At 70.7% G+C, this 16,116-nt stretch carries 14 protein-coding genes; 5 read left to right on the plus strand and 9 right to left on the minus strand.

Annotated features, from left to right (window positions below; translation table 11 throughout):
• Positions 1-507 carry a GNAT family protein gene (locus tag AB0B57_RS17330; protein ID WP_357070160.1) on the plus strand — a complete coding sequence of 169 codons (507 nt, stop codon included), beginning with the start codon at positions 1-3 and terminating at the stop codon, positions 505-507.
• A 1-nt stretch (position 508) separates the two neighbouring features.
• On the opposite strand, the gene AB0B57_RS17335 is transcribed toward AB0B57_RS17330, so the two are convergent.
• Both AB0B57_RS17335 and AB0B57_RS17340 read right to left on the minus strand, forming a co-directional pair.
• Positions 509-1,036, minus strand: coding sequence for a DUF488 domain-containing protein (locus tag AB0B57_RS17335; RefSeq protein ID WP_357070162.1), 528 nt, complete (start codon positions 1,034-1,036; stop codon positions 509-511).
• Between the two features lie 110 nt (positions 1,037-1,146).
• Positions 1,147-4,050 carry a glycoside hydrolase family 9 protein gene (locus AB0B57_RS17340; protein ID WP_357070164.1) on the minus strand — a complete coding sequence of 968 codons (2,904 nt, stop codon included), beginning with the start codon at positions 4,048-4,050 and terminating at the stop codon, positions 1,147-1,149.
• A 355-nt stretch (positions 4,051-4,405) separates the two neighbouring features.
• On the opposite strand from AB0B57_RS17340, the gene AB0B57_RS17345 reads away from it, so the two are divergent.
• Together AB0B57_RS17345 and AB0B57_RS17350 are read left to right on the plus strand one after the other, a co-directional pair.
• A complete protein-coding gene (locus tag AB0B57_RS17345) occupies positions 4,406-5,194 on the plus strand; it encodes an LPXTG cell wall anchor domain-containing protein (protein ID WP_357070166.1) in 789 nt (262 codons plus the stop codon).
• A 159-nt stretch (positions 5,195-5,353) separates the two neighbouring features.
• Entirely contained in the window at positions 5,354-5,776 is a 423-nt protein-coding gene (locus AB0B57_RS17350; RefSeq protein WP_357070168.1) for a VOC family protein, read from the plus strand.
• On the opposite strand, the gene AB0B57_RS17355 is transcribed toward AB0B57_RS17350, so the two are convergent.
• Together AB0B57_RS17355 and AB0B57_RS17360 are read right to left on the minus strand one after the other, a co-directional pair.
• The gene (locus AB0B57_RS17355; RefSeq protein ID WP_357070169.1) at positions 5,760-6,836 is read right to left on the minus strand and encodes a GNAT family N-acetyltransferase; all 1,077 of its coding nucleotides are present in this window, start codon (positions 6,834-6,836) and stop codon (positions 5,760-5,762) included. The two genes, AB0B57_RS17350 and AB0B57_RS17355, sit on opposite strands and share 17 nt — an antisense overlap.
• Before the next feature lie 89 nt (positions 6,837-6,925).
• On the minus strand, positions 6,926-7,627 hold the full coding sequence (locus AB0B57_RS17360; protein WP_357070171.1) for an amino acid-binding protein: 702 nt from the start codon (positions 7,625-7,627) through the stop codon (positions 6,926-6,928).
• A gap of 150 nt (positions 7,628-7,777) precedes the next feature.
• Here AB0B57_RS17360 and AB0B57_RS17365 point away from each other — a divergent pair, with 150 nt between their 5' ends.
• Together AB0B57_RS17365 and AB0B57_RS17370 are read left to right on the plus strand one after the other, a co-directional pair.
• On the plus strand, positions 7,778-8,857 hold the full coding sequence (locus tag AB0B57_RS17365; RefSeq protein WP_357070173.1) for a phosphotransferase family protein: 1,080 nt from the start codon (positions 7,778-7,780) through the stop codon (positions 8,855-8,857).
• The gene (locus AB0B57_RS17370) at positions 8,857-10,068 is read left to right on the plus strand and encodes an acyl-CoA dehydrogenase family protein (RefSeq protein WP_357070175.1); all 1,212 of its coding nucleotides are present in this window, start codon (positions 8,857-8,859) and stop codon (positions 10,066-10,068) included. Before AB0B57_RS17365 ends, AB0B57_RS17370 begins: the two co-directional genes overlap by 1 nt.
• Before the next feature lie 117 nt (positions 10,069-10,185).
• Here the strand turns inward: AB0B57_RS17370 and AB0B57_RS17375 are convergent, their stop codons facing one another.
• The 5 genes from AB0B57_RS17375 to AB0B57_RS17395 form a co-directional block, all read right to left on the minus strand.
• A complete protein-coding gene (locus AB0B57_RS17375) occupies positions 10,186-11,232 on the minus strand; it encodes a LacI family DNA-binding transcriptional regulator (protein ID WP_357070177.1) in 1,047 nt (348 codons plus the stop codon).
• Positions 11,233-11,314: 82 nt separating this feature from the next.
• Positions 11,315-12,736 carry a GH1 family beta-glucosidase gene (locus AB0B57_RS17380; protein WP_357070179.1) on the minus strand — a complete coding sequence of 474 codons (1,422 nt, stop codon included), beginning with the start codon at positions 12,734-12,736 and terminating at the stop codon, positions 11,315-11,317.
• Positions 12,733-13,575 carry a carbohydrate ABC transporter permease gene (locus tag AB0B57_RS17385; RefSeq protein WP_357070181.1) on the minus strand — a complete coding sequence of 281 codons (843 nt, stop codon included), beginning with the start codon at positions 13,573-13,575 and terminating at the stop codon, positions 12,733-12,735. The genes AB0B57_RS17380 and AB0B57_RS17385 overlap by 4 nt, the downstream gene beginning before the upstream one ends.
• A gap of 10 nt (positions 13,576-13,585) precedes the next feature.
• Positions 13,586-14,557 carry a sugar ABC transporter permease gene (locus tag AB0B57_RS17390; protein ID WP_357070183.1) on the minus strand — a complete coding sequence of 324 codons (972 nt, stop codon included), beginning with the start codon at positions 14,555-14,557 and terminating at the stop codon, positions 13,586-13,588.
• A 109-nt stretch (positions 14,558-14,666) separates the two neighbouring features.
• On the minus strand, positions 14,667-15,953 hold the full coding sequence (locus AB0B57_RS17395) for an ABC transporter substrate-binding protein (protein ID WP_357070185.1): 1,287 nt from the start codon (positions 15,951-15,953) through the stop codon (positions 14,667-14,669).
• Between the last annotated feature and the right edge of the window lie 163 nt (positions 15,954-16,116).

Below are 16,116 nucleotides of genomic sequence, written 5' to 3' on the forward strand. Positions count from 1 at the left end.
GTGCTGCGCGGGCGGTCGGTGACCCTGCGACCGGCGACTGTCGCGGACGTGCCGGCCTTCGCGGCGATCCGGGCCACGCCGGAGGTGCGCCGCTGGTGGCGTGGCGGCGACGACCTGACCGAGTCCGTCCGCGCCGACCTCGGCGACGACGACCTGCACGTGTACGCGATCGAGCACGACGGCCGGGTGGTCGGCGCGATCCAGTGGTACGCCGAACCCGACCCCGACTACCGGCACGCCAGCCTGGACGTCTTCCTCGACCCGGCGGTACGCGGTGCCGGGCTCGGTGTCGACGCGATCCGCACCCTGACCCGGCACCTGATCGACGAGTACGGCCACCACCGGTTCACCATCGACCCGGCCGCGGCGAACAGCGCCGCCATCCGGGCGTACGCGAAGGTCGGTTTCCGTCCGGTGGGCGTGCTGCGCCGCTACGAGCGCGGCGACGACGGGCGCTGGCACGACGGCCTGCTGATGGACCTGCTTGCCGACGATCTCGTGGAGTGACTCACCCGTCCCAGCACAGGTGCCCGTTCGGGAGGCGCCGGGCCCCCTCGACGGGCTGGTGGGTGCTGAGCCGCCCGTCCGGCGTGAGATGTGCGACCGGCGTTGCCCGACCGAGGGTCGCGACGTCGGCGATCAGCCGGCGGTGGCAGCGCCACCAGAGGCTCTCGCTGCACATCACGGCCGTGGTCCGTCGGGCCGCGTCGGCCAGCACCCCGGTCAGCGCCGCGTCGAACGCCGGGGTGCGGGTGTACGCGGCGTACGCCCGGAACGCGGCGACCTTCCACCAGGTGTCCGGCTCGGGCTCGCCGGCCGGGACGTGCCGGCGTCCGCCCAGATCCGGCTCCCAGCGGTAGTCGATCCCGATCTCGGGCAGCCACCGTTCGAGTTGCTCGCGGTGGACGTCCGGGTTGGTGCGGCTGGCCGGGTACCGCCGCACGTCCACCAGCAGGGCCACCCCGGCGGCGGTCAGCGACTCTCCCAGCCGCACCCGGTCGGCGGTGCCGTGCCCGACGGTCAGCAACTCCCCCACGCGGCTGACTTGCCCGGAATCCCGGGCGGTTATCCCCGGACGTGACGAGATCTCGGACAGTTGTCGTCTCGGCGTAACGACAACTGCCCAAGATCTCGTCGACTGTGGGCTCAGGAGAGAGCGCAGGTGGTGTTGTTGACGGTGAAGGCTGTCGGTTTCGGGTTGGTGCCGGTGTAGGCGCCGTTGAAGCCGAAGTTCACCGACGCGCCGGGCGCGATCGTGCCGTTGTAGGACAGGTTCGTGGCGGTGACGGCCGCGCCGGTCTGACTGACCGCCGCCGACCAGCCCTGGCTGACGGTCTGCCCGCCGGGGAAGCTGAACCGCAGCGTCCAGCCGTTGATCGCGGTGGTGCCGGTGTTGGTGATCGTCACGCTGGCGGTGAAGCCGGGGCTCCAGTCGGTGGTGGCGTACCCCACCGAGCAGGCGCCGCCGACCGGCGTGGGCGCGGTGGTCACCGCGACCGGCGCGGACGCCGCGGAGGTGTTGCCGGCCGCGTCCACGGCCACCACGTAGAACTGGTACGCCGTCGACGCGGTCAGCCCGGACACCGCCACGGTGGTGCCGGTCGGCGAGCCGACAAGCGCGTCGGTGGCGCCGGCCTCGCGGTAGACCCGGTACCCGGTGACGCCGACGTTGTCGGTCGACGGGGTCCAGGCCAGGGTGAGCCCGGTGGCGGTGACCGCCGACGCGACCGGGGTGCCGGGGGTGCTCGGCGCGGTGGTGTCGGCCGACCCGGTCGGCGGTGTGGTCACGGTGAGCACCGGAGAGGCCGCGGACCTGTTGCCCGCGCCGTCGCGGGCGATCACCGCGAACTCGTACGTGTGCTCCGGCAGCAGTGTCGAGATGGTGAGCGTGGTGCCGGTGACGGGCCGGTTCAGCACCGTGTCGCCACCAACCTGGATTTCGCGGACGTCGTAGCCGGCCAGGCCGCTGCCACCACTGTCGGTGGAGGCTGGCCAGGTCAGGGTGACCGAACGGGGCGCGAGGCCGGACGCGACAGGCTTACCCGGCGTGGTCGGGGCGGTGGTGTCCGGCACGACCGGCCCCGGCTCGTCGCCCCAGACCCGGGTGGTGCCGGAGTAGAGCGGCACCTTCCGGTTGGGCCCGGCGGTGGCCTGGTACGACGGGTCGTTGGTCGGGTCCCAGGTGCCGCCCTCCGGCACGCCGATCTTGAACTGGACCTCCATCCGGTGCGCCGACTGGCCGGCCGGGGCGATGGTGTGCCCGGTGCAGTCGACCTCGACGTACCAGATGTCGCCGCTGAACTGCTTGGCGGTGGTCGGGGACGGGCAGCCCTGGGTGTAGCCGGCGGTGACCTGCACCGGTCCGGTGCCGTCGGGCCGGAAGTAGTAGCGGAACTTCCCGTCGGTCAGCGCACGCGCCGGGAACGCCGACTTGTTGTAAACAATGGCCTTCAGCCCGGTGGCCCGGGGCTCGGCCTGCGCCACGGTGGTCTCCACGGTCAACTCGTCGATGTCCGGCGTCTCGGCGACCGGGAAGTTGGCCAGCGGCGTGCCACCGTACTCGGAGGTCAGTCGGACCAGCGCGGACGTGAAGCCGGCGTTGTAGTCGGTGGCCACCTCGTTCATCACGTAGTCCGACCGGCTGTCGCTGTACGCGTCGTTGGCCGCGGACGGGCCACCGACGAGCGCGCCGTAGAGGGTGTGCCGGGTCTGCACGGGCACGGTCTGGCTGTCCCACCAGGAACCGTGCGCGGTGCGGTGGTGCGGGTTCTTCGGCGAGTTGGCGCCGAACCCGATGACGTAGCTGGAGCTACGCGGGTTGTCGCCGAGCGCGTAGTTGATCTGCCGGACGGCGAAGTCGTGGTAGCGCGCCTTGCGGGTGGTGTCGGTGGTCTTGTCGCTGTAGACGAGCGCGGCGAACGAGGTGTTGGCCGCATACCGCAGCGCGCCCCAGGAGTCGAGCACCGCCATCCCGCCGGGGGAATACGGAACACGCTGCCCGTTCACCCCGACGGTCCAGTAGTCCAGCCAGCGGTTGGCGTCGTCGACGTACTTCTGCTTGCCGGTCAGGTTGGCCAGCAACACGTACGCGCCGAACTGCTTGTTGTCCCAGGCGATGGTCCACTTGTAGGAGCGGGTGGTGGACTGGTTCTCGGTGTTGAGCTTGTCGTACTCACTCTCGGCCTTGGCCAGGTAACTCGCCTCACCGGTGGCCCGGTGCAGCCAGATCGCGGCCCAGACCAGCTCGTCCTGCCAGCCGCTCCACGAGCGGTAGAAGCTCGTCGCGTCGGTGATGCACTCGTGGTAGGACTTCCGCACCGTGTCGGCGAAGGTGTAGAGCTGCCGCGCGTGGCCCAGCAGCTTGTCCGCGTAGGCCGCGTCGGTGGACCGGAACACCATCGACGAGGCGGCCATCGCGGCCGCCGTCTCCCCCGCCAGGTCCGCGCCGCCACAGCTCGCGTCGATCCGGTACGCGGGCCGCGCCATCTGCATCACCTCGGCCGGACCCCACCACTTGTGGTCGTCGTCGCCCTTGCCGACCTGTCCGTAGAGAACATTTGCCGACGGGTGCGCCTTGATGAAGTAGTCGTTGACGAAGCGCAGGTTGTTGAGCAGGTGCGGCAGTTGCCCGGACGAGGTGTAGCCGCTGCGGTACTCGACCGCCCCCCACGCCAGCATGGTGGCGCTGAACGCCATCGGGAAGCCGAACTTGACGTGGTCACCGGCGTCGTACCAACCGCCGGTGAGGTCCACTCCGACGTCGGCGCCGTCGGTGAGGGCGCTGTCACCGCGCCAGGAGACCCGGTTCCAGTCGGGCAGCTTGCCGGACTGCTGCGCCTCGTAGAAGAGCAGCGACTTCTGCAACGCCTCGGCGTAGTTGTAGGTCGCGGCCGGCGCGGCGGACGCGGGCCCGGACGGCGGCCCGGTCACCGCGAGGGACGCGCCGGTGAGCAGCGCGACGCCGACAGCCAGCAAGCGCCGGGGCCAAGGCTGGTCGGCGACCGGTGACCGACCGGGGTGGCCGCTGGACGGCCGGGTCAGGTGGCGCATGCGGGCTCCTGTCGGAGGTGCCGCCGGCGGTCGCACCGACGCGGGACGGCGTACGGGCGGCACGGCCACCGGCGACTGCGAGGTGGCGGTGTGACCACAGAAGCCGTGGAAGCGCTCCCATGGATAACCGACAATGTAATGCGCCCGTCATCGATTGGGAAGCCCGTACTGCATCGCCAGCGCCACCGCGCTCGTGGGTGTTACGACGACACGCGCGCGGCAGCAGGAAACACCGACCCGGCAGGCACTTCCCGACCGAGACGTCGCCCAGCTCAGGCCGGTCGAGTGATGCCGGCGGCGGGCCCCCGACATGGGATCATGAGCGGCCCCCTCGACCAATACCGGAGGAATCCTCATGCCACTGCGTCGGCGCCTGACGCGCGCGGCCGTCTCCACCGCCGCCGCCACGGCCGTTCTCGCCATCGCCTCCCCGGTCTGGGCGTCGAGCGTCGTTCCCCTCAACCCCGCGCATTCCGGCGCGACGGCGGGGACGTTCCAGCAGGAGTGCCAGGACCCCAAGTTCGGCACGCGACCCACCAATCAGGACGGCTGGCATTTCGTGCTGCCCACCAAGCGGGCCGGTGACTTCCAGAGCCTGACGCTGACCTTCAAGGACCGAGCGGGCGTCTCGGTGACGGTGACCGTGCCGAACCCCGCGGATCCCTACACCGACTTCCTGTCCGCCAACGGCGGCGGCGACAAGCAGGTGAAGCACGCCTATCTCTTCACCCCGGCGGGATGGACGTTGACCGGCGGCAGCGCGCTCGTCAGCGGCGAGGGTGAGAGGTTCAACCTCAGCCACACGTGCGCCGGCGCCGGCACCACCGCGTCGCCGACCCCGACGCCGACCACTGAGTCCCCGACGCCGACGCCCACCACGGGCTCGCCGACGCCGACCACCCCGGCCACGTCGACGCCGACGGGCTCGGTCCCGCCGTCGGAGTCGGTCCCGCCGTCGGGCTCGCCGGCAGCCGGCGGCTCAGCCTCGACCCCGGGAGGCGCGGGCGGCGGCGACAACGGGGGCAGCCTCCCGCTCACCGGCGTGGCCGTCACCAGCCTCGCACTCGGCGGTGTCGCCCTGATCGGCGGCGGCGCCCTGCTGATGACGCGTCGCCGTCGCGACCGGATCACCTTCACCAGCTGACCGACGAACGCCCGCGACCGGCCCCGAACGTCACTCCGGCGGCCGGTCGTGGGCGTTTCGCGCGCAGGGCCCTCTCCACACCGACACCGAGAACGCGAGACGCCCCCTGTGGACGCTCGGTACGCGCAAAGGGCCATTGCCTGCGCGTACCGTCGGGAGATGGCATTGATCGCGCAGCTGTCTCTGGGCGTGTCCGACGCCGAGCGGGCAGGAACCTTCTGGGCCACGGCCCTCGGCTACCGTCGCCGCGAGCCCCGCTTCACCGGCGACGAGTGGATCGTGCTGGAGCCGCCGCCGGGGGTGTCGGGCATGGCCCTCGCGATGGACCTCAGCGAGAGTCCCGCGCGGGAGTTCCCCCGGCTCCACCTCGATCTGGACGCCGGCGACCGACCCCTCGACGAGGAACTCGACCGGCTGCTCGCCCTCGGTGCCCGGATCGTCAACTGGCGGCACTATCCCACCGAGCCGCACCCGACCGAGCCGCCGTACGTGGTGCTCGCCGACCCCGAGGGCAACCGGTTCTGCGTCTCGGGCCGCCGCGAGCCGTCCCGGCGCCGAGCAGGCCCTAGAGGCCAGGCGTAGAGGCCACGCCCTGCCGGTCCGACCTAGCGGCCAGAGCGAGCGGAACGGTGACGGTGAGCAGCACGCCGTCGCGCTCCACCGAGCTGGGCCGGTCCAGCCGCCGCAGCATCCGCTGCATCGGAGTGTTCTCCGCCTGGACGTGCAGCACCAGCGCCGCGTACCCGGCCGCGTCGGCGTGCCGGACCAACCGGCGCAGCAACGCCGAGCCGAGCCCTCGCCGCTGCCAGTCGTCGCGCACCAGCAGCGCCACCTCGGCCTCGTCGCCCTCGCCGAGCAGGTTCGCCATGGCGACCACCGACTCACCCGCGCCGTCGGCACCGGTGGTGGTTGCGACAAGCGTCAACCCTCGCCCCGGCTCCAGCAGCCGGCGCAGTCGGGCCGGCTGCGGCAGCGCCGCCCCGCCCAGATAACGCCGCTGCCGGCTGCGCGGTGAACACGTCTCGTGCAGCTCCAGCACACCGGACAGGTCGTGCGCGCAGCCCGGCCGGACGGCCACCTCGGCCCCGTCGGGCAGCACCAGGGTGACCTGTTCCGCGGCCCGACGCGCCACGGTCGCGGCCAGCTCGACCAGGGCCTGTGCCCGCGCGTACTCCGCCGGAGTGAAGGCCGGCGCGGCCCGGCGCAGCGCGAACGAGCCGCCCGCCGGGTCGGCAAGCGTCATGGTGGCGCCGGTGATCCCCCGGTCGACGTCTGTCGACGCGGGTCGCCAGGTGACTGAGTCGGCGCCGAGCAGGGTGCGCAACGCCTCGCCCGTCGCGTCCGGGTCGCGCACCAGCCGGTTGGCCAGCCCGAGCACCCGGGTGGGCTGGTCGGCCAGGCCGCGCGCCTCGCTGCGCGCCACCCAGCAGTCCCGGCCCCGACCGCGCTCGACGGCGGCGATCAGGCCCGCCTCGTCGAGCGCGTCGGGCGCGTCGACCAGGAAGTCGTCCACCGCGCCCTGCTCGGTGGGTTGCACCTGCACGGTGAGGATGTTGACCCCGCGCAGCGCGAGGCTCGCCGTGAGCACCGACAGGTAACCCGGCCGGTCGTCCACAGTTGCCCGAATCCGCCACAACGTCATGGTTGGCTCCCTTCCCACCGCAGAGCCTCGTCGCCGGCTGTTGCCGCGCGATTGCCCGGCGGTGTCGCGCCCGGGAACTCGCCGGCCGGTCAGGGGCCGGCGACCACCGGCGGCGCGCCGACCAGGTCCAGCCGATCGCCGAGGATCACCGCGCTGGCCCGGACCAACTGGGTGAGCCGATCGACCTCGGTGCTGTGGAAGTTGGCGGCGCAGAGGGTGTCGCTGTATTCCCGGGCCACCACCAGCACCAGGCCCGCCCGGCCGAACGGCGCGATCGCGTGGTGGGTGCCGTCGGGCGTGGTCATCGACCGACCGCGCAGCGGGGTCACCTCCGGCAACCGCAGGGGCACCGGGGTACGCCAGCTCGCGTGCCCCACCGTGGCCCCGCCGCCTCCGGTCCGTGAGGCCCAGTCCACAGGCACCACGGCGGCGACGGCCCAGTCGGCCGCCAGCAGCCCGGGGACCGCGTCGACAAGGGTGGCCAACCCGTCGACCGGGTTGGCCGCGACCTGGGCCAACAGCTCCGCGTCCTGGCCGGTGGTGGTGGGCGCGCCGATCGCCCGCCACACACCGTCCACCCGCACGCCCGGAATCGCCGCGAGACCGGCAAGCAGCCGCTCCACCCGGCCGGCACCCGGCCAGACGACAGTGAAGTCGTCCACCGCGCGCCCGCCGAGTCGTTCGAGGACCACCACCTGGACGATGTCCGCCCCGGAGACGCCCAACGTGCGGGCGACCTGGCCGAGGGTGCCCGGACGGTCCGGCAGGGTGACCCGAACTCGCAGCAACATGTCTGTCCCTCCGCTCGGCGGGCCGGCGACAAGCGGCCGGCAGGCTGTGTCACAGCCTGCCGGTTGACCATTTCGTCCCTGTTGCAGAGGCATGACCCGAGGGGAAACTCTGACCTTGACAACGTGAGCACGCTGCCATCAACTAGTCGGATGAGTGATCCGGCCGCCAACACGTCGCGACCGGGCACCGTTTCCGCCTCTCCGGCCGGCCTCGCCCTGGACCGGCTCGCCGGCTATCTGGCCCAGCACCGGCCCGAGCTGGCGGTCGGGCCGCCGCGGGCCGAGCTGATCGCGGGCGGCAAGTCCAACCTCACCTACCTGCTGCGCCTCGGCGACCGCGAGGTCGTGCTGCGCCGCCCTCCGCTCGGGCACGTGCTGGCGACCGCGCACGACATGGCCCGCGAGTTCCGGGTCATCTCCGCGCTGGCGTCGACCGAGGTGCCGGTCCCGGGCACGCTGCTGCTCTGCACCGACCCGGAGGTGATCGGCGCGCCGTTCTACCTGATGGAGCGGATGCCCGGTGAGGTGTTCCGCTCCCGCGCGCAGACCGACCCGCTGGGCGACGAACAACGCCGGGCCCTCGCCATGGCGATGATGGACACGCTCGCCGCGCTGCACAGCGTCGAGCCGGCCACGGTCGGGCTGGGTGACTTCGGCCGCCCGGAGGGCTACCTGGCCCGGCAGGTCCGCCGCTGGGGCGGGCAACTGGACCGCTCGCGCAGCCGCGAGCTGCCCGGCATCGACGAGCTGCGTGACCTGCTCGCGGCCACCGCCCCGGAGGGCGCGAACGCCGGCCGGATCGTGCACGGCGACTACCGGTTGGACAACCTCCTCGCCTCGGCCGACCCGGTGGCCGTGCACGCCGTCCTCGACTGGGAGATGGCCACCCTCGGTGACCCGCTCGCCGACCTGGGGCTGCTGTTGACGTACTGGGACGTGCTCGGCGGCAGCGACACGGCCGAGGGCAACCCGGTCGCCGACGGGCTCGGCCCCCGCGCCGGCTTCCCCACCGGCGACGAGCTGATCGACAGGTACGCCGGGCGCAGCGACGTGGACGTCGGGCCGCTGCACTGGCACGTGGCGCTGGGCTGCTTCAAGCTCGCGGTCATCTGTGAGGGCATCCACTACCGCCACACCCTCGGGCAGACGCTCGGCGAGGGCTTCGACCGGATCGGCGAGATGGTGGCACCGCTGGTCGCGCACGGGCTGACCGCTGCCAGGGAGCGGTGATGGACTTCTCATACGACAGCCGGACCGAGGAGCTGCGCGACGAGCTGACCCGGTTCCTGACCGAGCACGTCTACCCGGCCGAGGCCGTGCACGCCGAGCAGGTGGCCGCCGGCGACCCGTGGTCGCGTACCCCGGTGTTGGCCGAGCTGAAGGCGGAGGCCCGCAAGCGCGGCCTGTGGAACCTGTTCCTGCCCGACCCGCGTTACGGCGCCGGCCTGACCAACCTCCAGTACGCACCGCTGGCCGAGCTGACCGGGCGCAGCCCGCACCTGGCGCCGGAGGCGGTCAACTGCGCGGCACCGGACACCGGCAACATGGAGCTGCTTGCCGAGTTCGGCTCGGAAGCGCAGCGGCAGCGCTGGCTGATGCCGCTGCTGGAGGGTGAGATCCGCTCCGCGTTCTGCATGACCGAGCCGGACGTGGCGTCCTCCGACGCCACCAACATCGCCACCCGGATCACCCGCGACGGCGACGAGTACGTGATCAACGGACGCAAGTGGTGGTCGTCCGGCGCGATGGACCCGCGCTGCGAGATCTTCGTCGTGATGGGCAAGACCGACCCGACCGCCGACCGGCACCGCCAGCAGAGCATGGTGCTGGTCCCCCGGGACACCCCGGGGGTGACCGTGCGCCGGGGCATGACCGTCTTCGGCTACACCGACGGGTCGCACGGCGGGCACGCCGAGATCGACTTCGTCGACGTCCGGGTGCCCGCGGAGAACCTGATCGGCGTCGAGGGCACCGGCTTCGCCATCGCCCAGGCCCGGCTCGGCCCGGGCCGAATCCACCACTGCATGCGATTGATCGGAATGGCTGAGCGGGCATTGGAGCTGCTCTGCCGCCGCGCCAACGAGCGGATCGCGTTCGGCCGGCCCCTCGCCGAGCAGGGCGTGGTCCGGGAGTGGATCGCCGAGTCCCGGGTGCGCATCGAGCAGGCCCGACTCCTGGTGCTCAAGACGGCCTGGCTGATGGACACCGTCGGCAACAAGGGCGCACACACCGAGATCCAGGCCATCAAGATCGGCACCCCGGCGATGGCGGAGTGGGTGATCGACAAGGCCATCCAGGGGTACGGCGGCGCGGGCGTCAGCCAGGACACCCCGCTGGCCGCCCTCTGGGCACAGACCCGCACCCTGCGCCTGGCCGACGGCCCCGACGAGGTCCACCGCAACTCCCTGGCAAAGCGCGAACTCCGCCGCTGGACCCACTAACCCCGCCCCCGCCCCGCCCTCTCCCCGCCCTCGTTGATCATGAGGTTATTGCCCGTCCCATCGGCGTGTCATGGCAATAACTCCATGATCAACGCAGAGACCCCCAGGGGGTGGGGGTTAGGCGGAGGCTCGGTGGACTAGCTGGGTGTCCAGGAGGATGTGGGGGGCCGGGAGGGCCTCGCCGCGGATCCGGGCCACCAGCAGGCGGGCCATCTGCCGGCCCATCTCCTCCACCGGTTGGAAGACAGTGGTCAGCGGCGGGTCCGCCCGGAGGGCGATCGTCGCGTCGTCGAAGCCGATCACCGCGACGTCCTGGGGCACCCGCCGGCCGGCCTCCCGCAGCGTCCGCAGTGCGCCGAACGCCATCAGGTCGGACGCGACGAAGACCGCGTCCAGATCCGGGCAGGCATCCAACAGTCGGCGCATGGCGATCGCGCCGCTGCCCTCGCTGAAGTCCCCGTACGCGATCAGGTCGGGGTTGACGCCGGCCCCGGTGGCCTTGACCGCCTCGGTGTAGCCGGCCAGACGGGCCAGGCCGACGCCCATGTCCTGGGTGCCGGCGATGGTGGCGATGCGACGTCGCCCCTGCCTCGCCAGGTACTCCACCGCCTGCCGGGCCCCGCCAACGTTGTCCACGTCGACGAACCACGCCGGCTGGGCGCCCGGTTGCAGCATCCGGGCGGGCCGACCGCCGAGCACGGCGGGCAGGCCGCGCTCCTCCAGCAGCGTCGGCAACGGGTCGGAGTCGTGCAACGACAGCAGGAGTACGCCGTCGACGTGCTGGTTGGTCAGGTGGTGCTCGACCCGCTCCCGCTCCACCGGCGACTGCGCCATGGCCAGCCAGAGCTGCATCGGCGTCTCCAGCAGGCCGGAGCTGATGCCCCGGACGATGGCGGCGAAGAACGGCTCGGTGAAGACCCGCTCGCCGGACTCGGACACCACCAGGGCGACGGAGTCGGTCCGCTGGGTGACCAGCGCACGGGCGGCACGGTTCGGCACGTACCCCAGCTCGGCGATGGCCTGCTGGACGGCGGCCCGGGCCTCCGGGCTGACCTGCGGCGAGCCGTTGACCACGCGGGAGACCGTGCCCCGACCGACACCGGCGCGTGCCGCGACCGCATCGAGGGTCGGACGCCCGAGTGACCGGGTGCGCTGCGTTGTCATCGTCTGCTCCTCCGACGGCGGGCGGACCCGGCGCCACCTGCGAGAGGTGGACGCCGGGGCCGTCCTGATGGCTGGCCCGAGCCTATTGTGCGGCCAGACCGTTGCGCCGGATCACCGAGGCGTACCACTTGGCGCTGGACTTGGGAATGCGGACCTGACTGTCGTAATCGACGTGGATCATGCCGAACCGCTTGGTGTAGCCCCAGGCCCATTCGAAATTATCCATCAACGACCAGGCAAAGTATCCCCGCAGAGGCACTCCTGCGTCGATCGCCTCGTGCGCGGCACGCAGATGGGCGTCGAAGTAGGCCAGCCGGTCGACGTCGTCGACCTGCCCGTCGACCACCGTGTCGACGAACGCGGAGCCGTTCTCGGTGACGTAGAGGGGCAGGTCGGTGTACTCGTGCACCCGGCGCAGGGTCTCCACCAGGCCCGGGGCGTCGATCTCCCAGCCCATGTCGGTGACCGGGACGCCCCGGGTGACGAACCGGACGTCCTCGCTGCCCGGCCAGCACGAGGGGGCCGGGTCGGCCTCGACGCCCTCGGCCGGTGCGGCGACCACGTGCCGGCTGTAGTAGTTGACCCCGACCAGGTCCAGCGGCGTGGAGATGGTCGCCAGGTCGCCGTCGCGCACGTGGGCGAAGTCAGTCACGGTGCTGAGGTCGGCAACCAGGTCCTCCGGGTACGACCCACGCAGCAGCGGGTCGAGGAAGAACCGGTTGGCCAACCCGTCGATGCGCCGTGCGGCGTCCCGGTCGGCAGGGGTGTCGCTGGCCGGGTCGACCGGGTAGAGGTTGACCGTCACGCCCACCTCGGCGGTCGGCCGGGTGGCCCGCAGTGCCTGCACGGCCAGGCCGTGACCGAGCATCAGGTGGTGCCCGGCGCGGACCGCGTCCGCCCCGTCGGTGCGGCCCGGGGCGTGCACGCCGGAACCGTAGCCGAGGAACGCGGAGCACCACGGCTCGTTGAGCGTGGTCCAGTAGCGCACCCGGTCACCGAGCGCGTCGGCCACCAGCGTGGTGTAGTCGGCGAAGCGGGCCGCGGTGTCCCGGGCCGGCCAGCCGCCGGCGTCCTCCAGGGGTTGCGGCAGGTCCCAGTGGTAGAGGGTCAGCCACGGCTCGATGCCCTTGGCCAGCAGCTCGTCGACAAGTCGCCGGTAGAAGTCCAACCCCTGCGGGTTGGCCGCACCGGTGCCGCTGGGCTGCACCCGGGACCAGGAGACCGAGAAACGGTACGACTTGAGGCCCAACTCGGCCATCAGCGCGACGTCGTCGCCGAGCCGGTGGTAGTGGTCGCACGCGACGTCGCCGGTGTGCCCGGCGACGACCCGACCGTCGGTGTGGCTGAAGGTGTCCCAGATCGACGGGGTACGGCCGTCGACGGCCGCCGCCCCCTCGATCTGGTATGCCGCGGTCGCGGCCCCCCACAGGAAACCGGGTGGGAAGGTCAGCCCGGGACGGTCGTCGAGAACGTCGACGGCGTTGGGGCTGGCGGGGTTGCTCACGACTTGACGGCACCTTCCATGATGCCGCCGATGATCTGGCGGCCGAACACGAGAAAGACGAGCACGAGAGGGATGGTGCCGATCGCGGTGGCGGCGAACACCTGGGAGTAGTCGGTGTAGTAGGCGTACGACAGGAAGGAGAGCGAGACCTGCAGGGTCGGGTTCTCCGGGGTGAGGACGGCGTACGGCCAGAGGAACGAGTTCCAGGTCTCCATGAAGGTCAGCAGACCGAGGACGCCAGCGGCGGGGCGCAGCGCGGGCAGCACGATGCTCCAGTAGATCCGGAACGTGCTCGCCCCGTCGACCCGACCGGCCTCGATCAGCTCGTCGGAGATCGCCTGGCTGGCGTACTGGCGCATCATGAACACGCCGAAGGCGGTGACCAGGAACGGCACGGTGACCGCGTAGAGCGTGTCGTACCACCCCAGGTCCTGCATCATGCCCCAGAGCGGGATGATGCCCATCTGGGTCGGGATCATCATGGTGACGATAATCGCCAGCAGGAGGACGTTGCTGCCCTTGAACCGCAGCTTGGCGAAGGCGAACCCGGCCAGCGAACCGGTGAGCACCACCGACAGGGTGACCACCGAGGAGACGATGATCGAGTTGATCATGCCGGTGAAGAAGTTGGCGGCGTCGTTGTCGAGCACCCGCCCGAAGTTGTCACCGAACGCGCCGGCGGGGGTTACCGGTGGCGGCACGTCGTTGATGGATTCCAGGCTGCGGGTGGCGATCACCAGCATGTAGTAGAACGGGTAGATCGACAGCAGCGCCGCCAGGACGAGCGCCACGTAGGTCAGCGGACTGGTGCGCCAGAGGCGCTGGGATCCCGAGATCATCGCGCTCTCCTCACTTCGCCGAGCGGCGGACGAGTAGGAAGTTGAACAGCGACACCACGACGATGATCATGAAGATCGCCCAGGCGACCGCGGCCCCGTAGCCGGCGGTGTTCAGGTTCTCGATTCCCATCTCGTACATGTACATGGCCAGCGTCTGGAACTCCCGCTGGTCGCCGCCGATGATGTTGCCGTTGGCGAAGAGCAGGGGCTCGGTGAAGAGCTGCATGCCGCCGATCGTGGAGAGGATGACCACGAAGATGAAGGTGGGCTTGAGCATCGGCAGGGTGATCTGCCAGAACTGCCGCCACGGGCTGGCGCCGTCGATCGCCGCGGCCTCGTAGAGGTCCTTCGGGATCGCCTGCATGCCAGCGAGCAGGATCAGGGTGTTGTACCCGGTCCACCGCCAGTTGACCATCGTGGAGATGGCGAACCAGGAGCTCCAGCGCTGCCCGTCCCAGTCGACCGCGTCGACACCGACGAGGCTGAGCAGCCAGTTGAACAGGCCGAACTCCTTCTGGAACAGCATCCCGAAGACGATCGCGACCGCGGCCACCGACACCACGTTCGGCACGAAGATGGCCATCCGGAAGAAGGTCTTGGCGCGCAGGAAGGTCCGGTTGAGCAGGTTCGCCAGGAAGAGGGCGAGCAACAGCTGCGGGATGGTCGACAGGGCGAAGATGCCGAACGTGTTGACCAGCGCGTTCCAGAAGTACTCGTCGGACACCAGCCGGGTGTAGTTGTCGAAGCCGATGAACGAGTGGTCGCCGATCATGTCCCAGTCGTGCAGCGACATCCACGCGGTACGCAGCATCGGGTACAACCCGAACACGCCGAAGATCAGGAAGAACGGGGCGATGTAGAGGTAGGGCGAGTACTTGACATCGAGACGGTTGAGTAACCTTCCCCGGCTACGTCGGGAAGAGACGTCAGGAGGAGGCGGTGCTGCTGGCGACGGCGGTGCCGTCGTGGCCGACAGGCTCATGCGAATTTCCTTTTCCGGCGAGGCCCGGGGGCCCTCGCGCAGGGCGCTACGCGGAGGGGACCGGCCGGTGGCGTCCGGGAAGCCCCGAACGCCACCGGCAGTGAATCACTTAGAAGGCGCCCTGAGTCTTGGCGTCCTTTGTGAACTGCTCCCAGGCCTTTGCCTTGTCGGCCCGCCCGTTCTCGAACGCCCGCAGAGCCGGCTCGAACGCGTTCTCCTTCACCGACTGGTGCTTCGGACCCAGGTGGGTCGGCTGGATCTTGGCGACGCTCTCACCGAAGATCTTGCCGGTCGGCGCGTTGCTGAAGTACTCGTTGGTGTAGCTGAGGAACGCGTCGTTCTTCAGCGCCTCCAGGTTCGTGGGCAGCGGGCCCTTGAGCTTGAAGGCGTCCACCTGGCTCTTCGCGTTGGTCAGGTACTCGGCGAGCTTCGCCGCCTCCTTCGGGTACTTGCTCTGCTCCGGAACCGCGAGCCACGAGCCGCCCCAGTTACCGCCGCCGCCCGGCACGGACGCGACGTCCCACTTGCCCTTGTTGGCCGCGCCGGAGTTGTCCGACACGATGCCGAGCATCCAGGACGGGCAGAAGGTGGCCGCGAAGGTGCCCTGCTTGAAGCCACCCGACCACTCCGGCGACCAGGTCTGCGCCTTGGCGGAGATGTCCGCCATCCCGGTGGCCGTGTCCCACGCGTTCTTCACCGCGGGGCTGGTGTCCGCGATGATGTTGTTTTCCTTGTCGTAGAACAGGTCACCGTTGCCCTGGAACATCACGCCGTTGGAGACGGCGGTGATCGAGTCGATGAACGCCTTACCGGTGGCCTGCTTGTACTTCAGACCGGCGTCGTGGAAGCCCTTCCAGTCCGGCCAGAGGGCCGACACCTGGTCGCGCTCGGTCGGCAGGCCGGCCGCCTGGAACAGGTCCTTGCGGTAGCAGACGGCGAGGCTGCCGACGTCGGTCGGCAGGCCGATCAGCCGACCGTCCGGCGCCTTGCCCAGCTCCCACTTCCAGGGCAGGAAGTCCTTGGAGTGGTCGGGGATCAGCGGCGCGAGGTCCACCCAGTTGCGCGGGTTGGCCTTGAACTCGTTGAGCACGCCCTCTTCCAGGGCGGTGACGTCCGCCGCACCCTTGCCGGTGGCCAGGTAGCGGACCAGCTTCGGCCGGTACTCGCCGAGCTGCGCGGTCTTGCGCAGCTCGACCTTGATGCCGGTGTCCTTCTCGTACTGCTTGACGAGCTCGTCGTAGCCGAACTCGCTGAAGGTATCGACAACCAGCTTGGTGGGCTTCTCGCCGGCAGCCGGCTTGTCGTCGTCCTTGCCGCAGGCCGCGAGACCGCCAATTGCGGTGATCGCGGCCAGGGCAGCGGCCGCCAAGCGGGTACGCCGCGTGGTGACAATCATTCGCTGACCCCTCTTTCCGGTGGTGAGGCTGGGTGGTTTGTGGTGGGGGGGTGCTCATCGCGCCAGGCCGGGAGTGCGTGAGTGACACAAGCCACCCTCGGGAGCGCTCCCATGAGATTGCCGGCGGGTAACGGGAGTGTCAATAGGACAATGGGAGCGTTCC

It is taken from the genome of Micromonospora sp. NPDC049101 (genome assembly GCF_040648675.1).
GTDB lineage: Bacteria > Actinomycetota > Actinomycetes > Mycobacteriales > Micromonosporaceae > Micromonospora.